The sequence below is a fragment of the Ramlibacter tataouinensis TTB310 genome (assembly GCF_000215705.1).
GTDB lineage: Bacteria > Pseudomonadota > Gammaproteobacteria > Burkholderiales > Burkholderiaceae_C > Ramlibacter > Ramlibacter tataouinensis.
The window spans coordinates 539,594-565,000 of sequence record NC_015677.1; the positions used below are offsets into that span (position 1 = coordinate 539,594).

At 71.8% G+C, this 25,407-nt stretch carries 27 protein-coding genes (1 of these 27 running past the window's edge); 12 read left to right on the forward strand and 15 right to left on the reverse strand.

All coding sequences use genetic code 11. The features are described from left to right. The first annotated feature begins 25 nt into the window (after positions 1 to 25). The 10 genes from RTA_RS02620 to RTA_RS02665 all read left to right on the forward strand — a co-directional run bounded on the left by RTA_RS02620 (position 26) and on the right by RTA_RS02665 (position 8,302). A complete protein-coding gene (locus RTA_RS02620) occupies positions 26 to 697 on the forward strand; it encodes an amino acid ABC transporter permease (RefSeq protein ID WP_013899827.1) in 672 nt (223 codons plus the stop codon). After that, entirely contained in the window at positions 697 to 1,350 is a 654-nt protein-coding gene (locus RTA_RS02625) for an amino acid ABC transporter permease (protein WP_013899828.1), read from the forward strand. Before RTA_RS02620 ends, RTA_RS02625 begins: the two co-directional genes overlap by 1 nt. 38 nt (positions 1,351 to 1,388) lie before the next feature. Continuing rightward, positions 1,389 to 2,186, forward strand: a complete 798-nt coding sequence (locus tag RTA_RS02630; protein ID WP_013899829.1) for a transporter substrate-binding domain-containing protein — start codon at positions 1,389 to 1,391, stop codon at positions 2,184 to 2,186. Positions 2,187 to 2,206: 20 nt separating this feature from the next. Next, positions 2,207 to 2,989 carry an amino acid ABC transporter ATP-binding protein gene (locus RTA_RS02635; RefSeq protein ID WP_013899830.1) on the forward strand — a complete coding sequence of 261 codons (783 nt, stop codon included), beginning with the start codon at positions 2,207 to 2,209 and terminating at the stop codon, positions 2,987 to 2,989. Continuing rightward, positions 2,989 to 3,765 carry a sugar phosphate isomerase/epimerase family protein gene (locus RTA_RS02640; RefSeq protein WP_013899831.1) on the forward strand — a complete coding sequence of 259 codons (777 nt, stop codon included), beginning with the start codon at positions 2,989 to 2,991 and terminating at the stop codon, positions 3,763 to 3,765. The genes RTA_RS02635 and RTA_RS02640 overlap by 1 nt, the downstream gene beginning before the upstream one ends. Continuing rightward, the gene (locus tag RTA_RS02645; RefSeq protein WP_013899832.1) at positions 3,762 to 4,712 is read left to right on the forward strand and encodes a sugar kinase; all 951 of its coding nucleotides are present in this window, start codon (positions 3,762 to 3,764) and stop codon (positions 4,710 to 4,712) included. Before RTA_RS02640 ends, RTA_RS02645 begins: the two co-directional genes overlap by 4 nt. 2 nt (positions 4,713 to 4,714) lie before the next feature. After that, a complete protein-coding gene (locus tag RTA_RS02650; protein WP_193384811.1) occupies positions 4,715 to 5,686 on the forward strand; it encodes a 2-hydroxyacid dehydrogenase in 972 nt (323 codons plus the stop codon). A gap of 42 nt (positions 5,687 to 5,728) precedes the next feature. Beyond that, positions 5,729 to 6,589 (forward strand): creatininase family protein, encoded by an 861-nt coding sequence (locus RTA_RS02655; protein WP_041674987.1) that lies wholly within the window; start codon positions 5,729 to 5,731, stop codon positions 6,587 to 6,589. Positions 6,590 to 6,744: 155 nt separating this feature from the next. Continuing rightward, positions 6,745 to 7,239, forward strand: a complete 495-nt coding sequence (locus RTA_RS02660) for a CBS domain-containing protein (RefSeq protein WP_013899835.1) — start codon at positions 6,745 to 6,747, stop codon at positions 7,237 to 7,239. A 31-nt stretch (positions 7,240 to 7,270) separates the two neighbouring features. Next, positions 7,271 to 8,302, forward strand: coding sequence for an RNA methyltransferase (locus RTA_RS02665; protein ID WP_013899836.1), 1,032 nt, complete (start codon positions 7,271 to 7,273; stop codon positions 8,300 to 8,302). A gap of 62 nt (positions 8,303 to 8,364) precedes the next feature. On the opposite strand, the gene RTA_RS21490 is transcribed toward RTA_RS02665, so the two are convergent. The 5 genes from RTA_RS21490 to RTA_RS02690 all read right to left on the reverse strand — a co-directional run bounded on the left by RTA_RS21490 (position 8,365) and on the right by RTA_RS02690 (position 12,637). Then, entirely contained in the window at positions 8,365 to 8,658 is a 294-nt protein-coding gene (locus tag RTA_RS21490) for a KGG domain-containing protein (RefSeq protein WP_438865677.1), read from the reverse strand. A 106-nt stretch (positions 8,659 to 8,764) separates the two neighbouring features. Then, positions 8,765 to 9,145 carry a thioredoxin family protein gene (locus RTA_RS02675; RefSeq protein WP_013899838.1) on the reverse strand — a complete coding sequence of 127 codons (381 nt, stop codon included), beginning with the start codon at positions 9,143 to 9,145 and terminating at the stop codon, positions 8,765 to 8,767. Between the two features lie 29 nt (positions 9,146 to 9,174). Beyond that, the gene (locus RTA_RS02680; protein WP_013899839.1) at positions 9,175 to 11,397 is read right to left on the reverse strand and encodes a response regulator; all 2,223 of its coding nucleotides are present in this window, start codon (positions 11,395 to 11,397) and stop codon (positions 9,175 to 9,177) included. A gap of 3 nt (positions 11,398 to 11,400) precedes the next feature. Beyond that, a complete protein-coding gene (locus RTA_RS02685; RefSeq protein ID WP_013899840.1) occupies positions 11,401 to 11,889 on the reverse strand; it encodes a putative pterin-binding protein in 489 nt (162 codons plus the stop codon). 76 nt (positions 11,890 to 11,965) lie between these two features. Further along, on the reverse strand, positions 11,966 to 12,637 hold the full coding sequence (locus RTA_RS02690) for a histidine phosphatase family protein (protein ID WP_013899841.1): 672 nt from the start codon (positions 12,635 to 12,637) through the stop codon (positions 11,966 to 11,968). A gap of 183 nt (positions 12,638 to 12,820) precedes the next feature. Here RTA_RS02690 and RTA_RS02695 point away from each other — a divergent pair, with 183 nt between their 5' ends. Continuing rightward, positions 12,821 to 13,705, forward strand: coding sequence for an amino acid ABC transporter substrate-binding protein (locus RTA_RS02695; protein ID WP_013899842.1), 885 nt, complete (start codon positions 12,821 to 12,823; stop codon positions 13,703 to 13,705). A gap of 11 nt (positions 13,706 to 13,716) precedes the next feature. Here the strand turns inward: RTA_RS02695 and RTA_RS02700 are convergent, their stop codons facing one another. The 8 genes from RTA_RS02700 to RTA_RS02735 are packed head-to-tail and all read right to left on the reverse strand — an operon-like array spanning position 13,717 to position 20,270. Continuing rightward, entirely contained in the window at positions 13,717 to 14,688 is a 972-nt protein-coding gene (locus tag RTA_RS02700; protein ID WP_013899843.1) for a threonine dehydratase, read from the reverse strand. After that, positions 14,685 to 15,320 carry a LysE family translocator gene (locus tag RTA_RS02705; protein WP_013899844.1) on the reverse strand — a complete coding sequence of 212 codons (636 nt, stop codon included), beginning with the start codon at positions 15,318 to 15,320 and terminating at the stop codon, positions 14,685 to 14,687. The genes RTA_RS02700 and RTA_RS02705 overlap by 4 nt, the downstream gene beginning before the upstream one ends. Next, positions 15,320 to 16,006 carry a VOC family protein gene (locus tag RTA_RS02710; RefSeq protein ID WP_013899845.1) on the reverse strand — a complete coding sequence of 229 codons (687 nt, stop codon included), beginning with the start codon at positions 16,004 to 16,006 and terminating at the stop codon, positions 15,320 to 15,322. The genes RTA_RS02705 and RTA_RS02710 overlap by 1 nt, the downstream gene beginning before the upstream one ends. A gap of 1 nt (position 16,007) precedes the next feature. After that, the gene (locus tag RTA_RS02715; RefSeq protein WP_013899846.1) at positions 16,008 to 16,871 is read right to left on the reverse strand and encodes a PhzF family phenazine biosynthesis protein; all 864 of its coding nucleotides are present in this window, start codon (positions 16,869 to 16,871) and stop codon (positions 16,008 to 16,010) included. A gap of 11 nt (positions 16,872 to 16,882) precedes the next feature. Next, a complete protein-coding gene (locus tag RTA_RS02720) occupies positions 16,883 to 17,503 on the reverse strand; it encodes a glutathione S-transferase family protein (RefSeq protein WP_013899847.1) in 621 nt (206 codons plus the stop codon). A 2-nt stretch (positions 17,504 to 17,505) separates the two neighbouring features. After that, positions 17,506 to 18,726, reverse strand: coding sequence for an aminotransferase-like domain-containing protein (locus RTA_RS02725; RefSeq protein WP_013899848.1), 1,221 nt, complete (start codon positions 18,724 to 18,726; stop codon positions 17,506 to 17,508). A gap of 33 nt (positions 18,727 to 18,759) precedes the next feature. Then, a complete protein-coding gene (locus RTA_RS02730; protein ID WP_013899849.1) occupies positions 18,760 to 19,659 on the reverse strand; it encodes a DMT family transporter in 900 nt (299 codons plus the stop codon). Beyond that, a complete protein-coding gene (locus RTA_RS02735) occupies positions 19,656 to 20,270 on the reverse strand; it encodes a LysE family translocator (protein ID WP_013899850.1) in 615 nt (204 codons plus the stop codon). The genes RTA_RS02730 and RTA_RS02735 overlap by 4 nt, the downstream gene beginning before the upstream one ends. A 128-nt stretch (positions 20,271 to 20,398) precedes the next feature. On the opposite strand from RTA_RS02735, the gene RTA_RS02740 reads away from it, so the two are divergent. After that, entirely contained in the window at positions 20,399 to 21,865 is a 1,467-nt protein-coding gene (locus RTA_RS02740; protein WP_013899851.1) for an aminotransferase-like domain-containing protein, read from the forward strand. 21 nt (positions 21,866 to 21,886) lie between these two features. On the opposite strand, the gene RTA_RS02745 is transcribed toward RTA_RS02740, so the two are convergent. Beyond that, positions 21,887 to 23,611, reverse strand: coding sequence for a phospholipase D-like domain-containing protein (locus RTA_RS02745; RefSeq protein WP_013899852.1), 1,725 nt, complete (start codon positions 23,609 to 23,611; stop codon positions 21,887 to 21,889). Positions 23,612 to 23,720: 109 nt separating this feature from the next. Beyond that, positions 23,721 to 25,407, reverse strand: partial view of an ATP-binding cassette domain-containing protein gene (locus RTA_RS02750; protein ID WP_041674989.1) — the 3' portion only. Its footprint extends 188 nt past the window's final position; 1,687 of the gene's 1,875 nt are visible here — the last part of the coding sequence; its start codon lies off the right edge, out of view; it ends in the stop codon at positions 23,721 to 23,723.

A 25,407-nucleotide genomic window follows, 5' to 3' on the forward strand; every position in this document is an offset into this window, starting at 1 on the left:
GATTCCTTACCGTCCCCGCTTTCCCTTGAACTACGACTTCCAGTTCGACGCCGTCTTCGCCGCCTGGCCTTTGTTGCTGCGCGGCACCTGGATCACGATCCAGCTCTCGCTCACGGCCACCGTGCTGGGCCTGGGCGTGGCCATCGCCTGCGCCTGGGCCAAGACCTCGGGACCGGCGCCGCTGCGCTGGGGGGTCAATGCCTACATCGAGCTGATCCGCAACACGCCGTTCCTGGTGCAGCTGTTCTTCTTTTTCTTCGCGCTGCCCGCGCTGGGGCTGCGCTGGTCGGCCCACGCCGCGGCGCTGGTGGCCATGGTGGTCAACCTGGGCGCCTACGCCACCGAGATCATCCGCGCAGGCATCGAGTCCATCCCGCGCGGCCAGATCGAGGCCGGCCTGGCGCTCAACCTCAAGCGCCACCAGGTGTTCCGCTTCATCGTGCTCAAGCCCGCGCTCAAGGCCATCTACCCGGCGCTCACCAGCCAGTTCATCCTGCTGATGCTGAGTTCGGCCGTGGTGTCCGCCATCTCCGCCGACGACCTGACCTCGGTGGCGGCCAACCTGCAGTCGCAGACCTTCCGCAGCTTCGAGATCTACATCGTGGTGGCCGGCATCTACCTGGCGCTGGCGCTGGCCTTCTCGGGCCTGTTCCGGCTGGTCTACCGCCTGGCCCTCAACTACCCGGACCGCCGCTGATGCGCACCTTCGGCTTCCCCGAGTTCCTGTTCATCCTGGAAGCGGCCCGGTGGACCATCGGCCTGTCGCTGATGGCCTTCGTCGGCGGCGCCCTCGGCGGCCTGCTGGTGGCGCTGGCGCGCACCAGCGAGAACGGCCTGGCGCGCGCCGTCTCCACCGCCTTCGTGCAGGTGTTCCAGGGCACGCCGCTGCTGCTGCAGCTGTTCCTGATCTTCTTCGGCGCGCCGGTGCTGGGCTGGGACGTCAACCCCTGGGTGGCCGCCGGAATCGCGCTGATCCTCAACACCAGCGCCTTCCTGGGCGAGATCTGGCGCGGCTGCATCCAGGCCATCCCGCGCGGCCAGTGGGAGGCCGCCGAGGCGCTGGGCCTGCGCTACGCGGCGCGCATGCGCGACGTGATCCTGCCGCAGGCCTTCAAGATCGCGCTGCCGCCCACCGTGGGCTACCTGGTGCAGGTGATCAAGGGGACCTCGCTGGCCGCCATCATCGGCTTTACCGAGGTCACGCGCGCCGGCCAGATCATCAACAACGCCACCTTCCAGCCGCTGGTCGTCTTCAGCGTGGTGGCCCTCATCTACTTCGCCCTGTGCTGGCCGCTGTCGCTGCTGGCCGGGCGGATGGAGCGCCGCCGGGCGGCGGCACTGGCCCGCTGAGCGGGCCGGACCTTTCCCTTTTCAACGGAGACACTTCCATGCACCACTTCTCCCGCCGCGCCTTCGCCGCCCTCGGCCTGGCCGCCACCGCCACCCTCGCAGCCCTGGCCGCCGCGCCCGCCTGGGCCCAGGCCCCGGAAGAGATCAGGAAGAAGGGCGAGGTCACCGTCGGCCTGCTCGTGGACTTCCCGCCCTACGGCACCACCAACGCGCAGAACCAGCCCGACGGCTACGACGCCGACGTGGCGCGCCTGCTGGGCAAGGAGTGGGGCGTCAAGGTGAACCTGATGCCGGTGACCGGACCGAACCGCATCCCCTTCCTGCTGACCAACAAGGTCGACCTGCTGATCGCCTCCCTGGCCGTGACGCCCGAGCGCGCCAAGCAGGTGCAGTTCTCCCAGCCTTATTCCGCCGCCACCATCGTGCTGTTCGGCGGGAAGAAGGCCAGCATCAAGGCGCCGGCCGACCTGAAGAACGTGCGCGTGGGTGTCGCCCGCGCCAGCACCCAGGACGTGGCGCTGACCGCGATGGCGCCCCAGGGCACGGAGATCCGCCGCTTCGACGACGACGCCTCGGCCATGCAGGCCCTGATCTCCGGCCAGGTCGACGCGATCGGCTGCTCCACCACCGTGGCCGCCCAGATCAACAAGCGCCAGCCCGGCGCCTTCGAGCCCAAGTTCGTGCTGCGCCAGCAGGAGATGGCGGTCGCCATGCGCCCCGGCCAGGAGCCGCTGCTCAAGGCCGTGAACGAGTTCGTGGCCAAGAACACGGCCAACGGCGAGCTGAACAAGCTGTACCGCAAGTGGCTGGAGACCGACCTGCCGAAGATGCAGTAACGCCGCCGCGAGGAACCGCCATGAACCGCCAGGTCGACGCCAAGGCCGAGCCCATCATCCGCCTCGAAGGCGTGGAGAAGTGGTTCGGCAAGTTCCAGGTGCTGTCCGCCATCGACCTGCGGGTCGCCGCCGGAGAGCGCATCGTGGTGTGCGGGCCCTCGGGCTCGGGCAAGTCCACCCTGATCCGCTGCATCAACGGCCTGGAGGCGGTGAACAAGGGCCGCATCCTGGTGGACGGCATCGACCTGACCGGCGGCAGGCGCAGCATCGACAAGGTGCGCGCCGAGGTCGGCATGGTGTTCCAGCAGTTCAACCTGTTCCCGCACCTCACCATCCTGCAGAACTGCACGCTGGCGCCCATGCGCACCCGCGGCGTGAGCCGCGAGGAGGCCGAGGCCACGGCGATGAAGTTCCTCACCCGGGTGCGCATCCCGGACCAGGCGCACAAGTACCCCAGCCAGCTCTCGGGCGGGCAGCAGCAGCGCGTGGCGATCGCCCGGGCGCTGTGCATGACGCCGCGCGTCATGCTGTTCGACGAGCCCACCTCGGCGCTGGACCCCGAGATGGTCAAGGAAGTGCTGGACACCATGATCAGCCTGGCCGAGGAGGGCATGACCATGCTGTGCGTGACGCACGAGATGGGCTTCGCCCGCAGCGTCGCCGACCGCGTGATCTTCATGGCCGATGGGCGCATCGTGGAGGAGGCGCCGCCGCAGCAGTTCTTCACCCGGCCGCAGCACGAGAAGACGCGCAACTTCCTGGGCCAGATCCTGAGCTCGCACCACCAGCCGTCGGCCGCCTGATGCAGCAGGTCCTGATCTCGCTGGGTTCGTTCGGCGCGGCCGAGGTGCGCCGCCACGGCCAGCTGTGGTTCACCCGGCTGGCTCAGGCCGCCGGCGCCGACGGCGTGGAGGTGCGCGGCGAGCTGCTGAACGACGCCGGCGCCGAGCTGCCCGCCATCGCCGAGGCGGCGGCGCGCCGCGGCTCGGCCCTGGTCTATTCCAGCCCCGACGGCTTGTGGGCCGGCGACGGCTCGCTCGACGGCGCGGCCCTGGAGCGCGCGCTGCAGGCCACGCGGGCGCTGGGCGCGACGCGCCTGAAGATATCCATCGGCGGCTTCGGCGCCGCCTCGGCCGGCAGCTTCGCGCAGCTGGCGGCCGCCCTGGCCGGGCGCGGCATCGAGCTGGTGATCGAGAACGACCAGACCGTCGCCGCCGGCACCCTGGCCGCGCTGCAGGCCTTCTTCGCCCAGGCCCAGGCCGCCGGCCTGCCGCTGGGCATGACCTTCGACATGGGCAACTGGCACTGGACCGGTGAATGCCCGCTGGAGGCGGCCCGCGCCTGCGGTCCGCGCGTCGCCTACGTGCACTGCAAGGGCGTGCAGCGCCAGCCGCACCGCTGGGTCGCGGTGCCGCTGGCCGAATCGGCCGCGCCCTGGCGCGCGGTGCTGCGCACGCTGCCGCGCGGGCTGCCCTGGGCCATCGAGTACCCGCTGCAGGGCGACGACCTGCTGGCCGTGACGCGCGAGCAGGTCGCCCGGCTGCGCGAGGTGTCCGCCACCCTGGAGGCTGCGGCATGAGCGGCGATCACCGCTTCGACGTCGCCCTGTTCGGCGAAATGCTGCTGCTGCTGGTGGCCGACCGGCCCGGGCCGCTGGAGTCGGTGCCGTCGTTCCACAAGCGCACGGCCGGTGCCGAGACCAACGTGGCGATCGGGCTGGCGCGCGCCGGCCTGCGCGTGGGCTGGGCCAGCCGCCTGGGCACCGACTCCATGGGCCGCTACCTGCTGGGCGAGATGCGGCGCGAGGGCATCGACTGTTCCCGCGTCAGCTGCGATCCGGCGCAGCGCACGGGCTTCCAGTTCAAGGGACGGGTCACCGACGGCAGCGACCCGCCGGTGGAGTACCACCGCAAGGGCTCGGCGGCCAGCCGGATGACGCCGGCCGACATCGACGTGGACTGGCTGCTGGGCGCGCGGCACCTGCATGCCACCGGCGTGTTCCCGGCGATCTCGGCGACCGCCCTGGCGACCGCGCGCCAGGCCCTCGAGCTGATGCGCGCCGCCGGCCGCACCATCTCCTTCGATCCCAACCTGCGGCCCACGCTGTGGGCCACGCCCGAGGACATGCGGCGCGAGATCAACGCGCTGGCGTTCCAGGCCGACTGGGTGCTGCCGGGGCTGGAGGAGGGGCGCTTCCTGACCGGCGAGCGCTCGCCCGAGGCCATCGCCCGCTTCTACCGCGAGCGCGGCGCCAGCCTGGTCGCCGTCAAGCTCGGGCCCGAGGGCGCGTACTACGACGGCGAGCAGGGCAGCGGCCACGTGCCGGGCTTTCCGGTCCGGGAGGTGGTCGACACCGTGGGCGCCGGCGACGGCTTCGCGGTCGGCGTGGTCAGCGCCTTGCTGGAAGGCCGCGGCACCGCCGACGCGGTTCGCCGCGGCGCCTGGATCGGCGCGCGCGCCGTGCAGGTGCTGGGCGACACCGAGGGCCTGCCGACGCGCGCCGAACTGCAGGCGGCTGGGCTGTGAGCATGGTACGCAAGTCGGTGCTGGTGTTCCGCGAGCTGCCGCCGGACCAGCTGGCGCGCATCACCGCGGTGCACGAGGTGGTGGTGGCCAATCCGCGCAAGCCCGCCGAACGCCCGGCCTTCGAGGCCGCCTTGCCGCACGCCCACGGCCTGATCGGCTCCAGCCATCCCGTCACGCCGCAACTGCTGGCCCAGGCGTCGCAACTGGAGGTGATCTCCAGCATCTCCGTGGGCGTGGACAACTATCCGCTGGACGCGCTGCGCGAACGCGGCATCCTGCTGTGCCACACGCCGGGCGTGCTGACCGAGACCACGGCCGACACCGTGTTCGCCCTGGTGATGGCCACCAGCCGGCGCATCGTCGAGCTGGCCAACCACGTGCGCGAAGGCCGCTGGGACCGCAACATCGGCGAAGACCTGTTCGGCTGGGACGTGCACGGCAAGACCCTGGGCCTGCTGGGCTTCGGCCGCATCGGCCAGGCGGTGGCCCGGCGCGCGGCCCTGGGGTTCGGCATGCCGGTGCTCTACCACAGCCGCCGGCCGGTGGACATGCCCGAGCTCGCGGGCCGCGCCGTCCACACGCCGCTGGACCGATTGCTGGCGCAAGCCGACATCGTGGCCGCGGTGCTGCCGCTGACGCCGCAGACGCGCGGGCTCATGGGCGCGCGCGAGTTCGGGCTGATGAAGCCGGGCGCGATCTTCGTCAACGGCGGCCGCGGCGCGACGGTGCAGGAGGACGCGCTGCTGCAGGCGCTGGACCAGGGCCGGCTGCGCGCGGCCGGCCTGGACGTGTTCGCGACCGAGCCCCTGCCGCCGGACTCGCCCCTGCGGCGCCATCCGCGCGTCACGGCGCTGCCGCACATCGGCTCGGCCACCCACGAGACGCGCCAGGCCATGGCCGCCCTGGCGACCACCAACCTGCTGCAGGCCCTGGCGGGCCAGCGGCCGCAGGCGGTGTACGCGGGCGGCGCCTGAGCCCGCGTCGTCGCCTCGGCGCGATTGCCCATAATCGCGGCCATGGCCACCTTCCCGCCGCCCGCCGCGCCGCTGCCCTCCCGCTTCTGGGCCGACCTGTCCACCCGCCAGTTCGCGCAGCTGCAGGCCGCGGGCCGGGCGCAGGAGGTGGTGGCGGTGCTGCCGGTGGCCGCCATCGAGCAGCACGGGCCGCACCTGCCGGTCAGCGTGGACGCCACCCTGGTCGACGGCGTCATCGCCGCCAGCCTGCCGCACCTGCCGGCCGGGTTGCCGGTGCTGTTCCTGCCCACCCAGGCGGTGGGCAAGAGCAACGAGCACATCCGCTTTCCGGGCACGCTGACGCTGTCGGCCGAGACGCTGATCCGGCTGTGGACGGAGATCGGCGAGTCGGTGGCGCGCGCCGGCGTGCGCAAGCTGGTGCTGTTCAACTCGCACGGCGGGCAGGTCAGCGTGACGGACATCGTGGCGCGCGAGCTGCGCACGCGCTGCGACCTGATCGTCTACTCCACCCACTGGTTCACCCTGCCGCTGGGCGCGCAGGTCCATGGCCGCTTCAGCCCCGAGGAGCACCGCTTCGGCATCCACGCGGGCGACATGGAGACCTCGATGATGCTGGCGCTGCGGCCGCAGCTCGTGGCCATGGACCAGGCGCGCGACTTCAAGTCCAGCGCGCAGGAGCGGGCGGCGAAGTACCCCATCCTGGGCAACGGCAGCAGCGCCAAGCTGGGCTGGCAGATGCAGGACTACCACCCCCAGGGCGCTGCCGGCAACGCCACGCTGGCCACCGCCGACAAGGGCCGGGCGGTGGTGGAGGCCGCGGGGCGGCAGCTGGCCCTGCTGCTGCAGGAGGTCGCGCAGCTGCCGCTGTCCACCCTGGTCGAGAAGCCGGGGGGACTCGAGTGAGCGCTGCGCGCGCATGCGGCTGAGGCCGCGCGGCGACCGTCATTGCCGTCCTACGCCAGCTTGCGAGGGCGCCGATGGCGGCTGCGCCCGCACTCCCTAGATTGAAGGGACCAGGCCGGCGCCGCCGGCCGCAACCCCGATCCAAGGAGAAACACATGGCGACAGTGGCAGAGATCATGACGCGCGAGGTCCGCAGCATGACCCCGCAGGACACCCTGGTGCAGGCCGCCCAGGTGATGGACGAACTGAACGTGGGCGTGGTGCCGGTGTGCGAAGGCGAACGGCTGGTGGGCATGGTCACCGACCGCGACATCGTGGTGCGCGGCCTCGCGCGCGAGCTGGACCCCAAGAGCTGCAAGCTGGCCGACGTGATGAGCGGCCACGTGCGCACGGTGCGCGAGAACGACGACGTGGACGAGGTGCTCAGCGAGATGGCCACCGCGCAGATCCGCCGCATGCCGGTGGTGGACGCGCAGGAGCGGCTGGTGGGCATCGTCTCGCTCGGCGACATCGCGGCCAAGGACCCGGAGGACGAGGTGGACGTGGCGATGTCGCTGGGGGACATCTCCTCGCCGGCCGAGCCCGACCGCACAGGCACGGCGGAGCAGTCCCAGGGCAGCACTGGCCAGACCCAGGGGCAGCCGTCCTGACGGCGGATGCATGCGGCGTTAAGCTCGCCGCATGCGGATTGAAACACTGCGACACAAGCTGCGCGCCCTCGGCGCGGGCCCGCTGCACGAGCAGCGAGTGTTGCGCTTGTGGTCGCAGGCGCTGCCCCAGGACAGCGGCCGGCGGCGCATAGCCGACTTCCTGCCGCGCGCCCTGCGCGAGGCGCTGCCCGCGCTCGAGCTCGAGCTGGCCGGGCTGGCGCGGCTGGCCTCGGCGCATCCGGCGGCCGACGGCTCCGAGCGCCTGCTGGTGCAACTGGCCGACGGTCAGACGGTGGAGAGCGTGCTGCTGCCGCACGGCGGCCTGTGCGTGTCCACCCAGGTGGGCTGCGCCGTCGGCTGCGTGTTCTGCATGACGGGCAAGAGCGGCCTGCTGCGCCAGCTCGGCGGCGCGGAGATCGTGGCGCAGGTGGCGCTGGCGCGGCGCCGGCGTCCGGTGGGCAAGGTGGTGTTCATGGGCATGGGCGAGCCCGCGCACAACCTTGACAACGTGCTGGAGGCGATCGAGCTGCTGGGCACGGTCGGCAACGTGGGCCACAAGAACCTGGTGTTCTCCACCGTCGGTGACATGCGGGCCTTCGAGCGCCTGCCGCAGGGACGGGTCAGGCCGGCGCTGGCGCTGTCGCTGCACACGACGCGCGCCGACCTGCGCGAGCGGCTGCTGCCGCGCGCACCGCGCATCGCACCCGACGAACTGGTGGAGCAGGGCGAGCGCTATGCCCGCGCCACCGGCTACCCCATCCAGTACCAATGGACGCTGCTCGAGGGCATCAACGACGGCGACGACGAGCTGGACGGCATCGCCCGGCTGCTGCACGGCAAGTACGCCGTGCTCAACATGATTCCCTACAACGCGGTGGACGGGTTGGCCTTCCGCCGCCCGTCCTGGGAGCGGGCCGCCGCCATCGCGCGCCAGCTGCACCGGCGCGGCGTGCTGACCAAGCTGCGGCAATCGGCCGGGCAGGACGTGGAGGGCGGCTGCGGCCAGCTGCGCGCCCGGGTGCAGGGCGGCGGTGCCCAGCCGGTGACCCTGGTGCGCGCCTGACCGCGGCAAAGAAAAAGGGCGCCGCGGCGCCCTTGTCTCCTCGCGCAAACGTTGCGCGTTGCTTACTTCTTGTTGCTGGCGTTGTTGGAGCGGTTGTTCTGGCTGCGGGCCATTCCGCCCTTGCGGCCGGCCTCGCGTGCCTCCTCCGAACTGAACTCGTGGGCCGTGCCTTTCTCGTGGGCGGCGCGTCCGCCCTGGCTGGCGATCTCACGCTGACGCTGGGGATCCATCGAGGCGAAGCCGCGATTGGAGCTGCCGCTCTTGCCGCCTTGGTTGTTGCCCTGGTTGTTCGATGCCATGGTGGTACTCCTGAAAAAAGCAAAGGGTTGATGGATGGCCGGCACCGCACCGGCCATGGCTGCCATTGAGCGTTGGCCCTGTGCGCGCACTCGTCAGGGCGAGGTGAAGAGCTGTGTAGGACGGCACCTTGCCCAGTTACAAGGCACGCGGCGCCGCGTGCCTTCAGGGCGGGGGCAGCACGCCGTCGTTCAGACGTTGCAACAGCGCCTGCGCCTCGGGCTGCGGCCGCCCCGACGCGGCGTCGGCCTGCAGGCTCGCCAGCAGGCGTTCGACCTGCGCCGCGGACGGCAGCACCGGGCCGAAGAAGCGGGCCTGACCGGCCTGCGCCACCAGCAGCGTGGGAAAGGTCTCCACGTCCACGTCGCCCAGCGCGTCGGCTTCGTCCTCGATGTCCACCCAGGCGAAGCGCATCCCGGGCCGGGCGGCGGCGGCCTGCTCGAACGCACCGCGCCACTCGCGGCAGGTGCCGCACCACTGCGCGCACAGGCAGATCACCTGCCAGTCGGTCGGAGGGGGGGCCGCCAGGGCGCGGGTCGACTGCATGGTGATCGCAGTTTAACGACGCGCCCCGCTCAAGCCGCGCGCGGCAGGGCCGCCCCGGTGGCGTGGCCGGGCATCCGCAACTGCAGCTGCCGGCAGGTCGCCTGCCAGGCCTGCTCCAGGCGGCGGCCGGCCTGGGCCGCGCCGTCGGGCGTGCGGTCCTCGCGCGCCCAGCGCTCGGCGGCCTCGGCGGCCGCGGCCAGCAGGTCCAGTCCCAGCAGCCGGGCGCTGCCCTTGAACTTGTGGGCTGCCGGGCCCACCGCCGCCGCCGAGGCCGATACCAGGGCATCGCTCAGTGCCGCATAGGCGCCGGCCTCGTCGTGCACGAAGGCTTCCACCAGCCCGCTCCACTGGGCGGGCGGCAGGCGGGCCGCCATCTCCTCGAAGCGGGCGGACAGCACGTCGGCCGGAGAAGCGGCCGGGACCGTCGGCGCCGCGGACGCCGTCGCCTCGGAGGCGTCGCCCAGCACGGCGGACAGCTGCTCGACGCCCACCGGCTTGGAAAGAAAGGCCGAGATGCCCGCCCGCACCGCCTGCAGCCGGGCGCCGGGCATCACGTCGGCCGTCAGCGCCACGACGGGCAGGTCGGCATAGCGGCCGCCCAGGGCGCGGATGGCGCGGGTGGCCGCCAGTCCATCCATGACGGGCATGTGGATGTCCATCAGCACGGCGTCGAAGCGGTCGGTCTGCACGATCTCCAGCGCCTCCTCGCCGTTGTCGCACAGCGTGACCTCGTGGCCGATGCTGCGCAGCACGGCCCCCAGGTAGCGCCGGTTCACCGGGTGGTCGTCCGCCACCAGCACCCGCAGCGGCTGGCTGCGCGCGGTCGCCAGGACGGCCGGCGCCTCGGCCGGCGCCTCGGCCTGGCCGAGCAGCAGGGTGAGCACGAACACCGAACCCTGGCCCGGCTGGCTGCTGGCCACCAGGTCGCCCCCCATCAGGCGCGCCAGGTTGCGCGAGATCTCCAGGCCCAGGCCGGTGCCCGAGTAGCGGCGTGACAGGCCGGTGTGCCCCGGCTCGAAGCGCTGGAACAGGCGCGCCTGCGTCGCCTCGTCCATGCCGATGCCGGTGTCGGCCACCTCGAACCGCAGCCGCCACCGCCCGCCCACCGGCGGCTCGGCGCTGACGGCGAGGCGCACCTGGCCGGCGGGCGTGAACTTGATCGCGTTGTTCAGCAGGTTGAACAGGACCTGCTTGACCCGGGTGCCGTCGCAGCGGACCCAGTCGGGCAGGTCGGGCGCCATGTCGGCCACCAGCACCAGCATGTGGGCTTCGGCCTGCAGCCGCATCAGGCCCTCGACGTCGCGGCACAGCTTGGGCAGCTGCACCGGCGCCTCGTGCAGCACGATCTTGCCGGCTTCGATGGCCGAGAGGTCCAGGATCTCGTTGAGCACCACCAGAAGGTGCTGCGCCGATTCGTCGGCGGTGGCGATCAGGTCGCGCTGCTCGCCGGTGAGCGGGGTGCGTCCCAGCAGCTGCGTCATGCCCAGCACCCCTTGTAGCGGCGTGCGCAGCTCGTGGCTCATGTTGGCCAGGAACTGGCTCTTGGTGCGGCTGGCCGCCTCCGCCGCCAGCTTGGCCTCGCGCAGCTCGTCCGCGAGTTGCTGCAGCCGCTGCTGCGCGCCGGCCTCCTGGCGCAGGCGGGCCCGCACGGCGTGCACGGTCAGGGCCAGCAGCACCAGCTGGGCCAGCGCCAGCGTGCCGATCAACACGGTCTGCCGGCGCACCACCCTGAACTGCCCATCGAGCAGGTCCGAAGTGCCCAGCGTGGCGGCCGTGGCGTATTGCTGCACCTGGGGCAGCAGGTGGTCCGTGGTCTGCATCAGCTGAAGCGCCTGGGATCGGGGCACGCGCCCGGCGGCCAGCAGTTCGTCGCCCCGGGCGATCAGCTCGTCCAGCAGCACCAGCAGCTGCTGGTGTTCGCGCCGGCCCTGCAGCAGCGACAGCGTGCTGCTGTTGCGCATCAGGTTCACGCGGCTGGCCAGGACGTCGAGGCGCTGCTGCTGCGCGCTCAGGTCGACCGGGTCGCTGCCCGCTGCCAGGGTCATCCCTAGCTCGCCGCGGAACAGGAGGAACTGCCGCTCCAGCCCGAACGCCATGCCGGTCATGGAATCGCGCCAGGCCAGTTGCTGCGCGTCCATCTCCGGCTCGAAGGTGACCCGCGCCAGCGTGATCAGCGCCGTGGCCAGGGCGACCAGCAGGGCCAGGGCCATCAGGCCGGCCAGGGCCACCGCCGCTCGGCGCGGGAACTTCACCAGCTACTCCAGCACGATGGCCTTGAGCTGCCAGATCGACCGCTGGTAGTAGCGCGTGTTGCGCAACTGCGGCCATTGGTCGAACGGGTAGATCACGAACAGCGGGCCACGCTCGCGCACCGCGATCGGCTTGTCGTCGATCAGATGGGCCACCACCACGTCGTACTGCTTCGCGTCCGAGGCAGGGATGGCGATCCGGTAGTCGTTGAGCGCGCTGGCCTGCAGCACGGTGCCGCGCGATTCCACCTGCTTCAGCAGATCGCGCAGCAGGGGGCCGGTGAATTTCTGCGGCCCCGGCACCCAGGGGGTGTGGGTGGTGAAACTGTGCTGCGGCAGCCGTTGCAGCGCGGCCAGGTCAAACTGCGCGGGCAGGCCGGAGCCCGTCTTGCCCGAAATGGTCAGCAGTGCACGTGGATTGGCGGCATGCGCGGGCAGGGCAGCCAGGCCAAGCAGCGTCAGGCACTGGCGTCGACGAAGGGAGAGAGAGTTCATGAGTCACACGCAATGCGTGACAGATTGAATCACGGACGCGGCCGTTGGTCTTAAGGTGTTTGCTTAAAGCGCGTGGTCAGGCGTAGGTCACCCAATCGGTGCAGGGCGGCGTCTCCAGGTGCGGGACGCCGTTGTAGCTCACCAGCATGTGGCGCTTGGGCGTGAAGGCGAACTCGGTGACCGCGGTATTGCGCATGCGCAGGTTCAGCTCGATGGTGACCTCCGGCCGCAGGCCCAGCACATGGCCCACGGCGGTGGAGATCGGCCCGCCGCTGCTGACGATCAGCACCGTCTGGCCGTAGTGGCTGGCGCGCACGTGGTCCAGGGCGCCGGTCACGCCGGCGGCGAAGTCCGCGTAGCGGGGCATCCCGCGCGGGCTGGCGCTGCCGGCCATCCACTGCGCCAGCCCGTCGCGCAGCAGGCGGAAGTGGTGACGCGCCATCTCGGGCGTGGTGGGCCGCTCCAGCGGACCGGGGTGGACGGCCGCGATCACGGACTCGCTGTCGTATTCGTTCAGGCCTTCCCAGGACAGGTGCTCGCCGGCCTGGTTCATTCCTTGCAGGATGCCGGCCAGGGTCTGCTTGTGGCGCCGCAGCGTGCCGGCGATCAGCCCGTCGAAGCGCAGGCCGCGGGCGGCGAAGTGCTCGCCCAGCCGCACGCTCTGGCGCAGGCCCATCTCGCTGAGCTGGTCGTAATCGTCGGCGCCGAAGGACGCCTGCCCGTGGCGCACGAGGTAGAGGGTTCCCATGAGGGCGATTCTGGCGGGGGCCGCGCCGCGCCGGCGGTCCCTTGGGCGACTGCCTGGCTGGCGCGGCGCCCTCCGGGTTTATGGCAGGCAGGCTCTCTGGACAGCGGCCCTACACTGCGCTGGCCCGGCGCTTGCGTGCCGGATGCCTTTCCCTGTGTTGTTCAACCCCTCCGAGGAGTTTCGATGAGATCCAAGACCTTGACCATGCTGGCGCTGGCCCTGGCCGCGATGGGCCTGCAGGCCCATGCGGACACGCTCAAGAAGGTGGCCGACAGCGGCAAGATCACCCTGGCCTACCGCGAGTCGTCGGTGCCGTTCAGCTACCTGGCCGGCAGCGGCCAGCCGGTGGGCATCTCGGTGGAGATCGCCAACGCCGTGGCGGCCGAGGTCAAGCGCCGCACCAACAAGCCCAACCTCGAGGTGGCCTGGCAGGCGGTGACCTCGCAGAACCGCATCCCGCTGCTGGTCAACGGCACCATCGACCTGGAGTGCGGCTCCACCACCAACAACAGCACGCGCGCCAAGGACGTGGCCTTCGCCGTCAACCATTTCTACACCGGCACCCGCTTGCTGACCAAGAAGACCTCGGGCATCAAGAATTACGCCGACCTGGCCGGCAAGACCGTGGCCAGCACCACCGGCACCACCAATGCGCAGGTCATGCGCAAGTACAACGAGGAGAAGAACCTCGGCATCAACCTGATCCTGGGCAAGGACCATTCCGACTCCATGCTGCTGGTGGACGCCGGCCGCGCGGTGGCCTTCGCGATGGACGACATCCTGCTGTACGGCCTGGTGGCGACGGCCAAGAACCCGGCTGACTGGGCGGTGGTGGGCGACTCGCTGCAGGTCGAACCCTATGCCTGCATGCTGCGCAAGGACGATCCCCAGTTCAAGCAGCTGGTGGACGGCGTGATCGGCAAGATGATGAAAAGCGGCGAGTTCGAGAAGCTCTATGCCAAGTGGTTCACCTCGCCCATCCCGCCGAACAACGTCAACCTGCAGCTGCCCATGGCGCCCGAGCTCAAGCAGAACCTCAAGGACCTGAGCGACAAGCCGGCCACCTGAGGCCGGCGCCCTCAACCGGCGGCGGCCAGCACGCGGGCGAACACCGCGCTGTCCACGTTGCCGCCGGTCAGCGCGACGCCCACGCTGCGGCCCTGCCAGCGCTCGCGCTGGCTCACGGCGGCCGCCAGCCCGGCGGCGCCGGCGCCCTCGGCCACGTTGTGCGTGTCGGCGAACAGGATGCGCATGGCCTGGCCCACCTCCTCGTCGGTCACGGCCACCACGTCCTCGGCCTCGCGCAGCACCACCTCCAGCGATTCGGCGTCGGCGATGCGGCAAGCCATGCCGTCGGCCAGCACGGTGCCCACCGGCGCCTCGACCACGCGGCCGGCCCGGAACGAGTCGAGGAAGGTGGTGGCATGCGCCGACACCACGCCCACCAGGCGCGAGCGCGCGCCGGTGTGGGCGCGGGCCGCGGCCGCCGCGCAGAAGCCCGAGCCCTGGCCGATGGGAACGAACACCACCTCCGGCTCCTGGCCGCGGGCGAAGCTCTCGAAGAACTCCACCCAGTAGCTCATGACGCCCAGGATCAGGTCGCGGTGCAGCGAAGGCACCATGTGCAGCCCGTGCTCGGCCGCCAGGGCCATGGCGTGCTCGCGCGCGGCCTGGAAATCCTCGCCATGCTCGACGAGCTCCGCGCCCAGCGCGCGCATCGCGGCGTTCTTTTCCACCGAGTTGCCACGCGGCACCACGATGGTGGCGGCCAGCCCGTGCCGGCGGGCTGCCAGGCCCACCGACTGGCCGTGGTTGCCGCGGGTGGCGCTGATCACGCCGCGCAACCCCGGCTGGGCGCGGGCCAGCCGCTCGAAGTAGGTGAGCCCGCCGCGCACCTTGAAGGCGCCGGCCGGCGTGTGGTTCTCGTGCTTGACCCACACCGTCAGCCCCAGCCGCTGGCGCAGCAGCGGCCAGGCGTACTGCGGCGTGGGCGGCATCAGGCCATGGACGGTGCGGCGCGCGGCCTCGACGTCCTCGCGGCTGAATCTCATGGCTGCTTCTCCGTCAGGGCGATGCGCACGGCCAGCCCGGCCAGCACCGCGCCCATCACATAGCGCTGGGCGCGCAGCCAGCCCTGGCTGCGCGAGAGGAAAGAGGTGAGCCCGGCCGCGCCCAGGATCACCGCGCCGTTCACCAGGGCACTGGCGGTGATCTGGACCGCGCCCAGCTGCAGGCCTTGCAGAAGCACGCTGCCACGCTGCGGATCGAGGAACTGCGGCAGGAAGGACAGGCTGAACATGGCCACCTTGGGGTTGAGCACATTGGTGATGAAGCCCATGCGCAGCAGCTTGCCCGTGCCGTGCGGTGGCAGTACGCGCGGCGCGAACGGCGCCGTGCCGCCCGGCCGCACCGCCTGCCAGGCCAGCCACAGCAGGTAGGCCGCGCCGGCCAGCTTGATGGCACCGAAGGCGAACGGCACGGCCAGCAGCAGCGCCGTCAATCCCAGTGCCGCGCCCAGCAGGTGCACGATGAACCCGAACAGCACGCCGGCCAGCGAGACCAGGCCGGCGCGCCGGCCTTGGCACAGCGTGCGCGAGACGCAATAGACCATGTTGGGCCCGGGCGTGAGCGCCATGGCTCCAGTGGCGAGGGCGAACCAGCCGAGTTCGTGCCAGGTGAGCATCAGAGGCCTTTCGATTCCAGCCGCACGCGCCCGTGCGGGGTGAGCAGGGTGGCGCACAGGTTGGGCAGGCCCTCGCGCAGCTCGACCCCGCGCAGCTCGATGGCCTCGTAGGCGCGGCGCAGCGCGGCCGCCTGCGGGTGCGTCACGGCCAGCGACTGCAGGCGCAGGCCCGACTCGGGCAGGGCCGGCGCCGGGTGGGTGTCGCCCCATTCGATCAGCGTGGGCAGCGCGCCGTCGCACAGGCGCTGGCCGTCGGCGCGCAGGGCGATGCGCCAGCGCAGCAGGCCGCGCGGCGTCATGCGCGAGGCCTCGGCCACCTCGCCGCGGTCCATGCCCTGCGCCCGCAGCGCGGCGACACCTGCGTGCACGTCGGGCACGCGGGCGACGAAGTGGACCAGCTGTGGACCCTGGTCGGCGATGCGGGTGCGCAAGGCGTCCGAGTCCATGTCGAACCAGCGCCGGCCGGGCCGGCGTGCCGCCGGGTCGGCGCCGGGATTGACGGCGATGATCTCCAGGTAGGCGCAGGGGTAGTCCACCGTCGCGATGCGCAGCAGCCGGTTGTGCGTGCCCATCAGCGGATGCTCGCCGCCCGGGCCCGGGGTGGCGCCCAGCGTGGCCTCGCACCAGGCGACGCCCTGGTCCAGGCTGGCGGCCACCACGACCAGGTGATCGAGCCGTGCCGTCATCTCACAGCCTCACCGTGCCGTCCACGCAGGTGACGCTGGCGCCGCCGATCCAGACCGTGTCGCCCTCACGCTCCACGTGGACCCGGCCAGCCCGAGCCAGCGCGGTGCCCTGGGCCGCGACGTAGCGCTCGGGCGCGAGGCCGGCGCCGATCAGCCACTGGGCGATGCCGGCATTCAGGCTGCCGGTGACCGGGTCCTCGGCCATGCCGTTGTTGCCGGGGAAAAAGGCGCGCACCTCGAAGGCGCAGTCGTCCGCCGCGCCGCGCGCGCCGACCACGCCCACCTTGCCCCTCGGACCCACGACGCCCACGTCCAGGCCGGCCAGCACCGCGGCGTCCGGCTTGAGCGCCAGCACCTGCTCGGCCGAGCCCAGCATCACGCCGCGCCATTTCGGCCCGTTGTCGCACCAGGCGTGCGCCACGATGTCGGCGCGCGCCACGCCCAGGCCGCGGGCGATCAGCGCCAGATCCGCCTCGTCCAGGGGACCGCTGCGCAGCAGGGGAGGTGCGGCGAAGGCCAGGCGTTCGCCATCGCGGCGGATGCGCACCAGCCCCACGCCGCATTCCTGCACCACGTGCTCGCCGCGCGGCCGGCCGCCGGCCTGCAGCCAGGCATGGCAGCTGCCCAGCGTGGGATGGCCGGCGAAGGGCAGCTCGCGGCCCGGGCAGAAGATGCGCACCCGGTAGTCGGCGCCGGGCTGCGTGGGCGGCAGCAGGAAGGTGGCCTCGGACAGGTTGGTCCAGTTGGTGAAGCGCTGCATCTGCTCGGTCGACAGGCCGGTGCCGTCCAGCACCACGGCCAGCGGGTTGCCGAGGTAGGGCACGGCGGTGAAGACGTCGACTTGCTTGAAGGGGCGCAGGTTCATGGGGGTGTCTCTCAGGAAAGCGCGAGGTCCAGGACGCCGCGCGCAGCCGGCAGGCCGGCGACGCCGGCGTACCAGCGGTCCAGGTGCGGGCGCGGGCGGTGCGCCAGCGGCAGGCCGCGCCAGCGGTGCAGCTCGCAGGCGATGGGGATGTCGGCCATGGTGAAGGCGGCACCGGCCATGAAGGCCTGGCCGGCCAGGTGGGCGTCCAGCAGGTCCAGCAGCGGCTCGGTCGCGGCCACGGAAGCGTCGACCTGATCCTGCCGGCGCTGCGGCGCCGGCGTGCGCACCAGCTGGAGGAAGGCCTCGCGGCCGGCGCGGTTCAGCGTGGTCTGCTGCCAGTCCATCCAGCGCTCGGCGTCGAAGCGCGCCGGCAAGGCCTCGGGATACAGACGGCCCGGCGCGTGGCGGGCCGCCAGGTAGCGCACGATCACGTTGGATTCCCACAGCAGGAAGCCCTCGTCGTCCACCAGCGGCACCAGGCCATTGGGGTTGCGCGCCCGGTAGGCCGGCGTGCCGACGACGCCGAACTCGCCGCCGGCGTCGATGCGCTCGAACGGCAGCCCAAGCCACTGCACGGCCAGCACCACCTTGCGCACGTTGATGGACGACAGCCGGCCCCAGATGCGCAGCATGGTCAACCCTGGCGCTGTTCGCGGATGGTCGCAGCCAGCGCGGCGATGCCGGCGTCGATCTGCCCGCGGCTGGCGGTGACGAAGGACAGGCGCAGGGACCTGGCGGCTTCCGGCCCATCGGGCCCGCCGGCGAAGAAGGGGGCGCCCGGGACGAAGGCCACGCCCTTGTCCACCGCCCGCGGCAGCAGCCGGGCGGCATCCATGCCCTCGGGCAGCCGCGCCCACAGGAACATGCCGCCGGCAGGCTGGTTCCATTCGACGCCCAGGCCGGCCATCTCGCGCGACAGGGCAGCCAGCATCGCGTCGCGCTGCGCCTGGTAGAGGGCGCGGATGGTGGGCACGTGCCGGTCCAGGAAGCCGTCCTGCATCACCTGCGCCACCAGGCGCTGGTTGAGGCCGGGGCTGTGCAGGTCGGCGGCCTGCTTGGCCTGCAGCAGCTTGGGGTACAGGGCGGGCGGCGCCACCAGGAAGCCCAGGCGCAGGCCGGGCGCCAGCACCTTGGAGAACGAGCCCAGGTAGAGGCAGCCCTCGGGGTGGCGGGCGGCCAGCGGCGCCGGCGGCGGCACGTCGAACCACAGCTCGCCGTAGGGGTTGTCCTCGACCAGGGGCAGGCCCAGCGCGGCGGCGGTCTGGACGACGGCGGCGCGGCGCGCTTCGCTCATGGTGCGGCCGGTGGGGTTCTGGAAATTGGGCAGCAGGTAGGCGAAGCGCGCAGGCGCCTCGCGCTGGGCCCGGGCCAGGTCGTCGACCGCGATGCCCTGGGCGTCGCTGGCCACGCCCACGACCTCGGGCTCCATGGGGGCGAACGCCTGCAGCGCACCCAGGTAGGTCGGCGTCTCCACCAGGATGCGCGAGCCGGCGTCCACCAGCACCTTGGCCACCAGGTCCAGGCCCTGCTGCGATCCGGTGGTGATCAGCACCTGGGCCGGATCCACCCGCCAGGGCAGCCCGGCGGCGACCATCTCGCGCAAGGGACCGTAACCCTCGCTGGCGGCGTACTGCAGGGCGGCCCGGCCGTCGTCCTGGAGCACGCGCTCGCAGGCCGCCTGGAACTCGGCCACGGGGAAGGTGCTGGGCGAAGGCAGGCCGCCGGCGAAGCTGATCACGCCCGGCCGCTCGGTGAGCTTGAGCAGCTCCCGGATCACCGAGGGGTTCATGCGTTCGGCGCGGCGCGCCAGCGTCCAGGCGGTGGCGGGCGCGGTGGGCAGGTCGTTCAGCTTCATGGCGGGATTCCTCTGTCTGGGCGAATGCAGCGCTCAGGCCGCGCGGGGACGCACCGGCATGCGCTTGCCGATGAACACGGTGGCGATGACGGCGACGGCGAAGCCCAGCGTCACTGCATCCAGCCGTTCGCCCAGCAGGGGCACGGCGAACAGCATGCTCAGGAAGGGCTGGACCAACTGCACCTGGCTCACGCGCACCGTGCCGCCCAGGGCCAGGCCGCGGTACCAGGCGAAGAAGCCCAGCCACATCGAGAAGACGGCCACGTAGGCGAAGCCCCACCAGGCCGGCGCCGGCAGCGGCGTCTGCGGCCGGGTCGACCAGGCGGCGGGCAGCGTCAGCGGCAGCGCGATGAGCAGCGCCCAGCAGATCACGTGCTCGGCCCGCATGCGCTGCGACAGGCGCGCGCCCCAGCCGTAGCCGATGGCGGCGCAGGCCATGGCGGCCAGCAGCAGCGCGTCGGCGGGATGCAGCGACAGGCCGCTGGTGCCCGAGCGCAGCAGGGCGAACAGCACCACCAGCACGCTGCCCAGCGCGGCGCAGGCCCAGAAGCCGGCAGACGGGCGCTGGCGGTGCAGCCAGGCACCGACCGCGGCGGTGGCCAGCGGCAGCACGCCCACGATCACGCTGGCGTGCACCGCTTCGACGTGGCGCATGGCGATCGAGGTGAAGAGCGGAAAGCCGAACACCACGCCCGCGGAGGTGATGGCCAGCGGCCACCAGTCCTCGCGCCGCGGCCAGGGCGCGCGGGTGGCCAGCAGGAAGCCGGCCGACAGCAGGGCCGCCACCACGGCGCGGCCCAGGGCGATGAACACGCCCGACATCTGCGGCGCCTCGGGCGTGCCCACGGCCAGCCGGGTCATGGGCAGCGTGAGCGCGAAGATGGCCACGCCCAGCAGGCCCAGCCAGAGGCCGCGGATCTCGTCGCTTCTCATACCGTGAGCATCCAGGCGGCGGTGAGCGCCAGCACCAGCGCCAGCGCGCGGTTGAACCACAGCAGGCGCCGGCCCCGCGCCAGGAAGCCGCGCAGCATGGAGCCGGCCAGGGCGTAGAGGAAGTTGCTGCTGAAGGCGAAGCCGATCATCAGCAGGCAGATCAGGGCCAGGCGCTCACCCGGGTTGGGCGCCGGCTGGCCGCCGGCGTTGACCACCCAGCCCGCGGTGAGCGTCAGCGCCAGCATCCAGGCCTTGATGTTGAGGAACTGCAGGCCCACGCCCTGGGCGAAGCCGATGTCCAGCCGCCGCTCGTCCACCCGTGCCAGCTCGCCGGCGCCAGCCAGCTTCCAGGCCATCCACAGCATGTAGGCCACGCCTGCCAGCTTGACGGCCCAGCGCAGCGGCGGCAGGCCGGTGACCAGCGCGCCCAGCCCCAGGCCGCTGGCCAGCATTAGCAGGGTCCAGCCGGCCGGCACGGCCAGGCAGAAGCGCAGCGCGCGCCGCAGGCCGTGGTTGGCTGCCAGCGCGGTGGACAGCGTGGTGTTGGGCCCCGGCGAGAAACTCATCGCCGTGCAGAACACCAGCAGCGCCGCGAGTTCGCTGGCGGTCATGGCAGGCGCCTGGATTGCGGTTTCATGCCGGCCACTGTAATCTGCGCCACCAGTACACCACCAGTACAGTTGGCCAGATCAGTTGGACATCTGTACCGGTCGCCAGGGCAGTACACGAAGGGCGCGCCATGCTGATGAAGACCTCCTCCCAGTCGCTGACCGAACAGCTGTCGGCGCGCTTTGCCGAGCGCATCCGCACCCGGCTGCTGGCGCCCGGCGCGCGGCTGCCCTCGGTGCGCCAGTGCGCGCAGCAGCAGGGCGTGAGCCCGTCCACCGTGGTGGCCGCCTACGACCAGCTGCTGGCCGAGGGCCTGGTGGAGGCGCGCAAGAACCGCGGCTTCTTTGTCAGGGAAACGCCGGCGTCGGGGGCGGATGCCGGCACCCGCCCGCCCGACAGCGCGCCGGACGCCGCGGCGGCGGCCCACGAGGGCGGCTGGTCCGTGGCGCACTGGATCGCGCGGCGGCCGCCGGCTTCGCCGGTCAATGCCACCGCCCTGATCCGCGGCATGTTCCACCAGGTGAGCAACAAGCCGCAGCCGGGCATGGGCGTGCTGCCGCCGGAGTGGCTGGAGTCCACCTTCATGGCGGCGGCGGTGCGCAAGGTGACTTCGACGCGCGCGCTGCACGAGTTCTCGCTGCGCTACGGCGAGCCCCTGGGCGACGGCGGCCTGCGCCGCGCGCTGGCCAGGAAGCTGGCCGCGCTGAGCGTGCCGGCCAGCCCGGAGCAGATCATCACCACGGTGGGGGCAACGCATGCGCTGGACATCGTCAGCCGCAGCTTGCTGCGCCCGGGTGATTTCGTGATGGTGGAGGAACCGGGCTGGGCGGTGGAGTTCGCGCGGCTGACGGCGCTGGGCATGCGCCTGCTGCCGATGCCGCGCCGCCCGGACGGGCCCGACCTGGAGGTGATGGCGCGCTACTGCGAGGTGCATGCCCCCAAGCTGTACGTCAGCGTGAGCGTGCTGCACAACCCCACCGGCTACTGCCTGTCGCCGGGCAGCGCGCACCGCGTGCTGCAGCTGGCCAACCAGCACGGCTTCCACATCGTCGAGGACGACACCTACAGCCACATCGCGCCGCCGCATGCCTCGCGGCTGTGCGCGCTGGACGGCCTGCAGCGCACCATCCACGTCAGCGGCTTCGCCAAGATCCTGGCGCCCAACTGGCGGGTCGGCTTCCTGGCCGCCCACCCCTCCCTGATCGAGCAGCTGCTGGACACCAAGCTGCTGGGGACGCTGACCACGCCGGCGCTGCTGGAGAAGGCGCTGGCGCTGTGCATCGAGCAGGGCCAGCTGCGCCGCCATGCCGAGCGCATCCGCACGCGGCTGGACGCGGCGCGCAGCCGCAGCGTGAAGCTGGCGCTGGCGGCCGGCTGCAGCTTCGCGGCCGAACCGGCGGGCCTGTTCGGCTGGGTGGACACCGGCGTGGACACCGACGAACTGGCCCAGCGCATGCTGGACGAAGGCTACCTGCTGGCGCCCGGTGCGCTGTTCCACGCCGAGCGCAAGCCCAGCACGCTGATGCGCATCAACTTCGCGACCACGCAGGACGCGGCGTTCTGGAGGAAGTACTCGGAGCTTGTGCGGCGAGGCTGAACGCGGACACGCGCGCCCGCCTCACAGCATCTCGTCGGGCGCGAAGGGGGCGATCAGGCGCACCAGCAGCCGCAGCCGCAGGCTGGCCTCGGGCTCTTGGTCGGTGCCGGGGAAGGCCGCCCCGGGCGGTGCCTGCCAGCGCAGGCCGTCGTCCTGCAGCACCACACGGTAGGCGCCGGTGGCGAACGTTGTAGTGATCAGTTCGGCGGCCTGCTGCGACAGCACGCGGCTGCGGATCACCAGCGCGACCTCGCTGTTCTGCAGCTGCGAGCGCAGGTCCAGGTTCATGGAGCCGATGACGGCCAGCCGCCGGTCGATGATCACCGCCTTGGAATGCAGGCTGGCGCGCGAGCTGCCGGACTTGGAGCCGCCGGCGCCGCTGCCCAGGCCGAAGCCGCTGCGGCCGCGCCCGCTGCCGCGGCCCGAGCCGGACAGGCTGCCAGCCGTTCCGGGGTCGGCGCGCATCTCGTGCAGTTCGACGCCCAGGCGCAGCAGGTCGGGGCGGTGGCGCGCGTAGCCGGCGTGCGCGGCCGGCGCGTCGTTGGAGGCCAGGGAGTTGGTCAGCACGCGCACGGGGATGCCGCGCGCGCGCAACTTGGCGAAAGTGGCCATCATCTGCGGCCCCGGCACGAAGTAGGGCGAGATGATGAGGACCTCCTGCCGGGCCTGCTCCATCAGTTGCAGCAGGCCGTCGATCACGGTCTCGCTCGTGTCCGCCTCGCCTTCGTCCGGTCCCACCTTGTCGGGCTTGTCGACCAGCAGCACGGAAGGTGCCCACACCAGGGGCACGCGCTGCAGGTCCAGCGGCGGCCGCCGTTCCTGGGCCACTGCGGCGGGCGAAACGCCGGGCAGCACCGTGTCCGGCGAGGCCGCCGGCAGGGATGCGGGGATCGCCCGCGCCGGCAGGGGCGGACGCGAGGGGTCGTCGGGGGGCGACGTCTGGCGCTGCTCGCGCAGGCGGTCCAGGTCGCCTTGCGACAGAAGCGTCTGCACCGGATAGGCCAGCTCGTCGTTCCAGTAGCGGTCGAAGCTGCGCGACATGTCGCGCACGATGCGGCCGGCCGCCAGCACGTCCAGGTCGACGAAATTGCTTTTCTCGCCGCTGCCGAAGTAGGCGTCGCCCAGGTTGCGCCCGCCGGTGATGCCCCAGGCGTTGTCGGCCAGGAACAGCTTGTTGTGCATGCGCTTCTGGATGCGCTCCACGTCGTGCAGCGAACCCAGCAGCCGGCCTATGAGCGAGCCACGCGGGCCCGGCAGCGGGTTGAACAAGCGGATGTCCACGCCCGGCTCGAAGGCCAGCCGCAGCACCTGCGCGTCCTCGCCCACCGTGTTGAAGTCGTCCAGCAGGATGCGCACGCGCACGCCGCGCCGGGCCGCTTCGCGGATGCGCTGCAGCAGCAGCTCGGTGCTGGCGTCGGCATGGATGGCGTAGTACTGCAGGTCCAGGCTGCGCTGGGCCCCTTCGACCAGCGCCAGGCGGCTGGTGAAGGCGGTGTCCACGTTGCCCAGCAGGTGGAAGCCGGAATCGCTGCGCGCTCCCGCCTGGGCCTGCCGCTGCTGCGAGAGCCGGCCCAACGGCGTTTCTTCCGGCGCGCTGAAGGCTCGCGAAGGCGTGCGCTGCACATTGGCGGGCAGGCTGGCACAGCCGGCCAGGGAAGCCAGGGTCAGCAGGACCATCAGCTGCCACAGCAGCAGCCAGCCGGCAGGCTGCTGGCGGGAGGGGTAGTCGGCGTGCAAGCGCAACATTTGCGGTCACTGTAGCCCGCTGCTGCCCGGCCGTGGGGCCGTCAAGGTCAGCCGTTGGCGCGATCGCGAGCCGGACAATGGCTTACAGCAGGCCGCCAGGCGGACGGGCTCAGCTGAGCGCTTCCCAGCGCTCCAGAGCGGCCATCAGCGCGTCCTCGATCTCGGCATTGCGTTGGGTCAGTTGGGTGGCACGCGCTGGGTCGCCGGCGTACAGGCTGCCGTCGGCCAGTTGGCCGGCGATGGCGCGCTGCTCCGCTTCCAGGGTCTCGATGCGGGCAGGCAGGGCTTCGAGTTCGCGCTGGTCCTTGTAGCTCAGCTTTTTCTTGGGCGCAGGAGGGTCGCCCTTGGCCTGGGTGGCCGGGGACGTCTGCTTGCCCCTGTCCGCTGGCCTGGCGGCTGAAGGTGCCGCGGCCAGGGCTTGGGCCCGGCGCGACTGCAGCAACCAGTCCTGCACGCCGCCTTCGTACTCGCGCCAGCGGCCCTCGCCCTCGTAGGCGATGGTGCTGGTGACCACGTTGTCCAGGAAGCTGCGGTCGTGGCTGACCAGGAACACCGTGCCTTCGTAGTTCTGCAGCAGGTCTTCCAGCAGCTCCAGCGTTTCGATGTCCAGGTCGTTGGTCGGCTCGTCCAGCACCAGCACGTTGGCCGGCCGGGCGAACAGGCGTGCCAGCAGCAGCCGGTTGCGCTCGCCGCCTGACAGCGAACGCACGGGCGACTGCGCGCGCGCCGGCGAGAACAGGAAGTCCCCGAGGTAGCTCTTGACGTGCTTGCGCTGCCGGCCGATCTCGATCCACTCGCTGCCGGGGCTGATGAAGTCCTCCAGCGCTGCATCCAGGTCCAACGCGTCGCGCATCTGGTCGAAGTACGCCACCTGCAGGTTGGCGCCCTGGCGGACCTTGCCGCTGTCGGGCGCCAGCTCGCCCAGGATCAGCTTGAGCAGGGTGGTCTTGCCCGCGCCGTTGGGGCCGATCAGGCCGACCTTGTCGCCGCGCAGGATGGTGGCGCTGAAGTCGCGCACCACGGCCTTGTCGCCGAAGGACTTGGACACCTCGGTGAGCTCGGCCACGATCTTGCCGCTGGGCAGTCCGGAAGCGACATCGAGCTTGACCCGGCCCAGCGCCTCGCGCCGCGCCGCGCGGGTCTGGCGCAGCGTCTCCAACCGGTTGATGCGGCCCTGGGCGCGGGTGCGGCGCGCCTCCACCCCCTTGCGGATCCAGACTTCCTCCTGCGCCAGCAGCCTGTCGGCCTTGGCGTTGAGCACCGCCTCCTGCGCCAGCTGTTCCTCCTTCAACGCTTGGTAGCGGCTGAAGTTGCCGGGATAGGAGCGCAGCTGGCCACGGTCCAGCTCGACGATGCGCGTAGCCACCCGGTCCAGGAAGGCACGGTCGTGCGTGATGGTGACCACGCTGCCCTTGAAGTCCAGCAGCAGGCCTTCCAGCCACTCGATGGCCTCCAGGTCCAGGTGGTTGGTGGGCTCGTCCAGCAGCAGCACGTCGGGCCGGGTGACCAGGGCCTGAGCCAGCGCCACCCGCTTCTTGGTGCCGCCGGACAGCTGGCTGATTACGGCTTGCGGTGGCAGGTGCAGGCGCTGCAGCGTCTCTTCTACCCGCTGCTGCCAGTTCCAGCCGTCCTGCGCCTCGATCCGGCGCTGCAGCGCGTCCAGGTCGCCATCACCCTGGGTGTAGGCGTTCACCAGCGCCAGCACCGGGGCCAGGCCCTCGCGCACGGACTCGAACACCGTGGCCTGCCCGGCCAGCAGCGGCTCCTGCGCCACATAGGCGATGCGCAGGCCCTGC

Excerpts from the sequence above, each read along its gene's own strand:
- RTA_RS02625 (WP_013899828.1), top strand. The coding sequence starts at position 697 with ATGCGCACCTTCGGCTTCCCCGAGTTCCTGTTCATCCTGGAAGCGGCC.
- RTA_RS02630 (WP_013899829.1), top strand. The coding sequence starts at position 1,389 with ATGCACCACTTCTCCCGCCGCGCCTTCGCCGCCCTCGGCCTGGCCGCC.
- RTA_RS02635 (WP_013899830.1), top strand. The coding sequence starts at position 2,207 with ATGAACCGCCAGGTCGACGCCAAGGCCGAGCCCATCATCCGCCTCGAA.
- RTA_RS02640 (WP_013899831.1), top strand. The coding sequence starts at position 2,989 with ATGCAGCAGGTCCTGATCTCGCTGGGTTCGTTCGGCGCGGCCGAGGTG.
- RTA_RS02645 (WP_013899832.1), top strand. The coding sequence starts at position 3,762 with ATGAGCGGCGATCACCGCTTCGACGTCGCCCTGTTCGGCGAAATGCTG.
- RTA_RS02650 (WP_193384811.1), top strand. The coding sequence starts at position 4,715 with ATGGTACGCAAGTCGGTGCTGGTGTTCCGCGAGCTGCCGCCGGACCAG.
- RTA_RS02655 (WP_041674987.1), top strand. The coding sequence starts at position 5,729 with ATGGCCACCTTCCCGCCGCCCGCCGCGCCGCTGCCCTCCCGCTTCTGG.
- RTA_RS02660 (WP_013899835.1), top strand. The coding sequence starts at position 6,745 with ATGGCGACAGTGGCAGAGATCATGACGCGCGAGGTCCGCAGCATGACC.
- RTA_RS02665 (WP_013899836.1), top strand. The coding sequence starts at position 7,271 with ATGCGGATTGAAACACTGCGACACAAGCTGCGCGCCCTCGGCGCGGGC.
- RTA_RS21490 (WP_438865677.1), bottom strand. The coding sequence starts at position 8,658 with ATGGCCGGTGCGGTGCCGGCCATCCATCAACCCTTTGCTTTTTTCAGG.
- RTA_RS02675 (WP_013899838.1), bottom strand. The coding sequence starts at position 9,145 with ATGCAGTCGACCCGCGCCCTGGCGGCCCCCCCTCCGACCGACTGGCAG.
- RTA_RS02685 (WP_013899840.1), bottom strand. The coding sequence starts at position 11,889 with ATGAACTCTCTCTCCCTTCGTCGACGCCAGTGCCTGACGCTGCTTGGC.
- RTA_RS02690 (WP_013899841.1), bottom strand. The coding sequence starts at position 12,637 with ATGGGAACCCTCTACCTCGTGCGCCACGGGCAGGCGTCCTTCGGCGCC.
- RTA_RS02695 (WP_013899842.1), top strand. The coding sequence starts at position 12,821 with ATGAGATCCAAGACCTTGACCATGCTGGCGCTGGCCCTGGCCGCGATG.
- RTA_RS02700 (WP_013899843.1), bottom strand. The coding sequence starts at position 14,688 with ATGAGATTCAGCCGCGAGGACGTCGAGGCCGCGCGCCGCACCGTCCAT.
- RTA_RS02705 (WP_013899844.1), bottom strand. The coding sequence starts at position 15,320 with ATGCTCACCTGGCACGAACTCGGCTGGTTCGCCCTCGCCACTGGAGCC.
- RTA_RS02710 (WP_013899845.1), bottom strand. The coding sequence starts at position 16,006 with ATGACGGCACGGCTCGATCACCTGGTCGTGGTGGCCGCCAGCCTGGAC.
- RTA_RS02715 (WP_013899846.1), bottom strand. The coding sequence starts at position 16,871 with ATGAACCTGCGCCCCTTCAAGCAAGTCGACGTCTTCACCGCCGTGCCC.
- RTA_RS02720 (WP_013899847.1), bottom strand. The coding sequence starts at position 17,503 with ATGCTGCGCATCTGGGGCCGGCTGTCGTCCATCAACGTGCGCAAGGTG.
- RTA_RS02725 (WP_013899848.1), bottom strand. The coding sequence starts at position 18,726 with ATGAAGCTGAACGACCTGCCCACCGCGCCCGCCACCGCCTGGACGCTG.
- RTA_RS02730 (WP_013899849.1), bottom strand. The coding sequence starts at position 19,659 with ATGAGAAGCGACGAGATCCGCGGCCTCTGGCTGGGCCTGCTGGGCGTG.
- RTA_RS02735 (WP_013899850.1), bottom strand. The coding sequence starts at position 20,270 with ATGACCGCCAGCGAACTCGCGGCGCTGCTGGTGTTCTGCACGGCGATG.
- RTA_RS02740 (WP_013899851.1), top strand. The coding sequence starts at position 20,399 with ATGCTGATGAAGACCTCCTCCCAGTCGCTGACCGAACAGCTGTCGGCG.
- RTA_RS02745 (WP_013899852.1), bottom strand. The coding sequence starts at position 23,611 with ATGTTGCGCTTGCACGCCGACTACCCCTCCCGCCAGCAGCCTGCCGGC.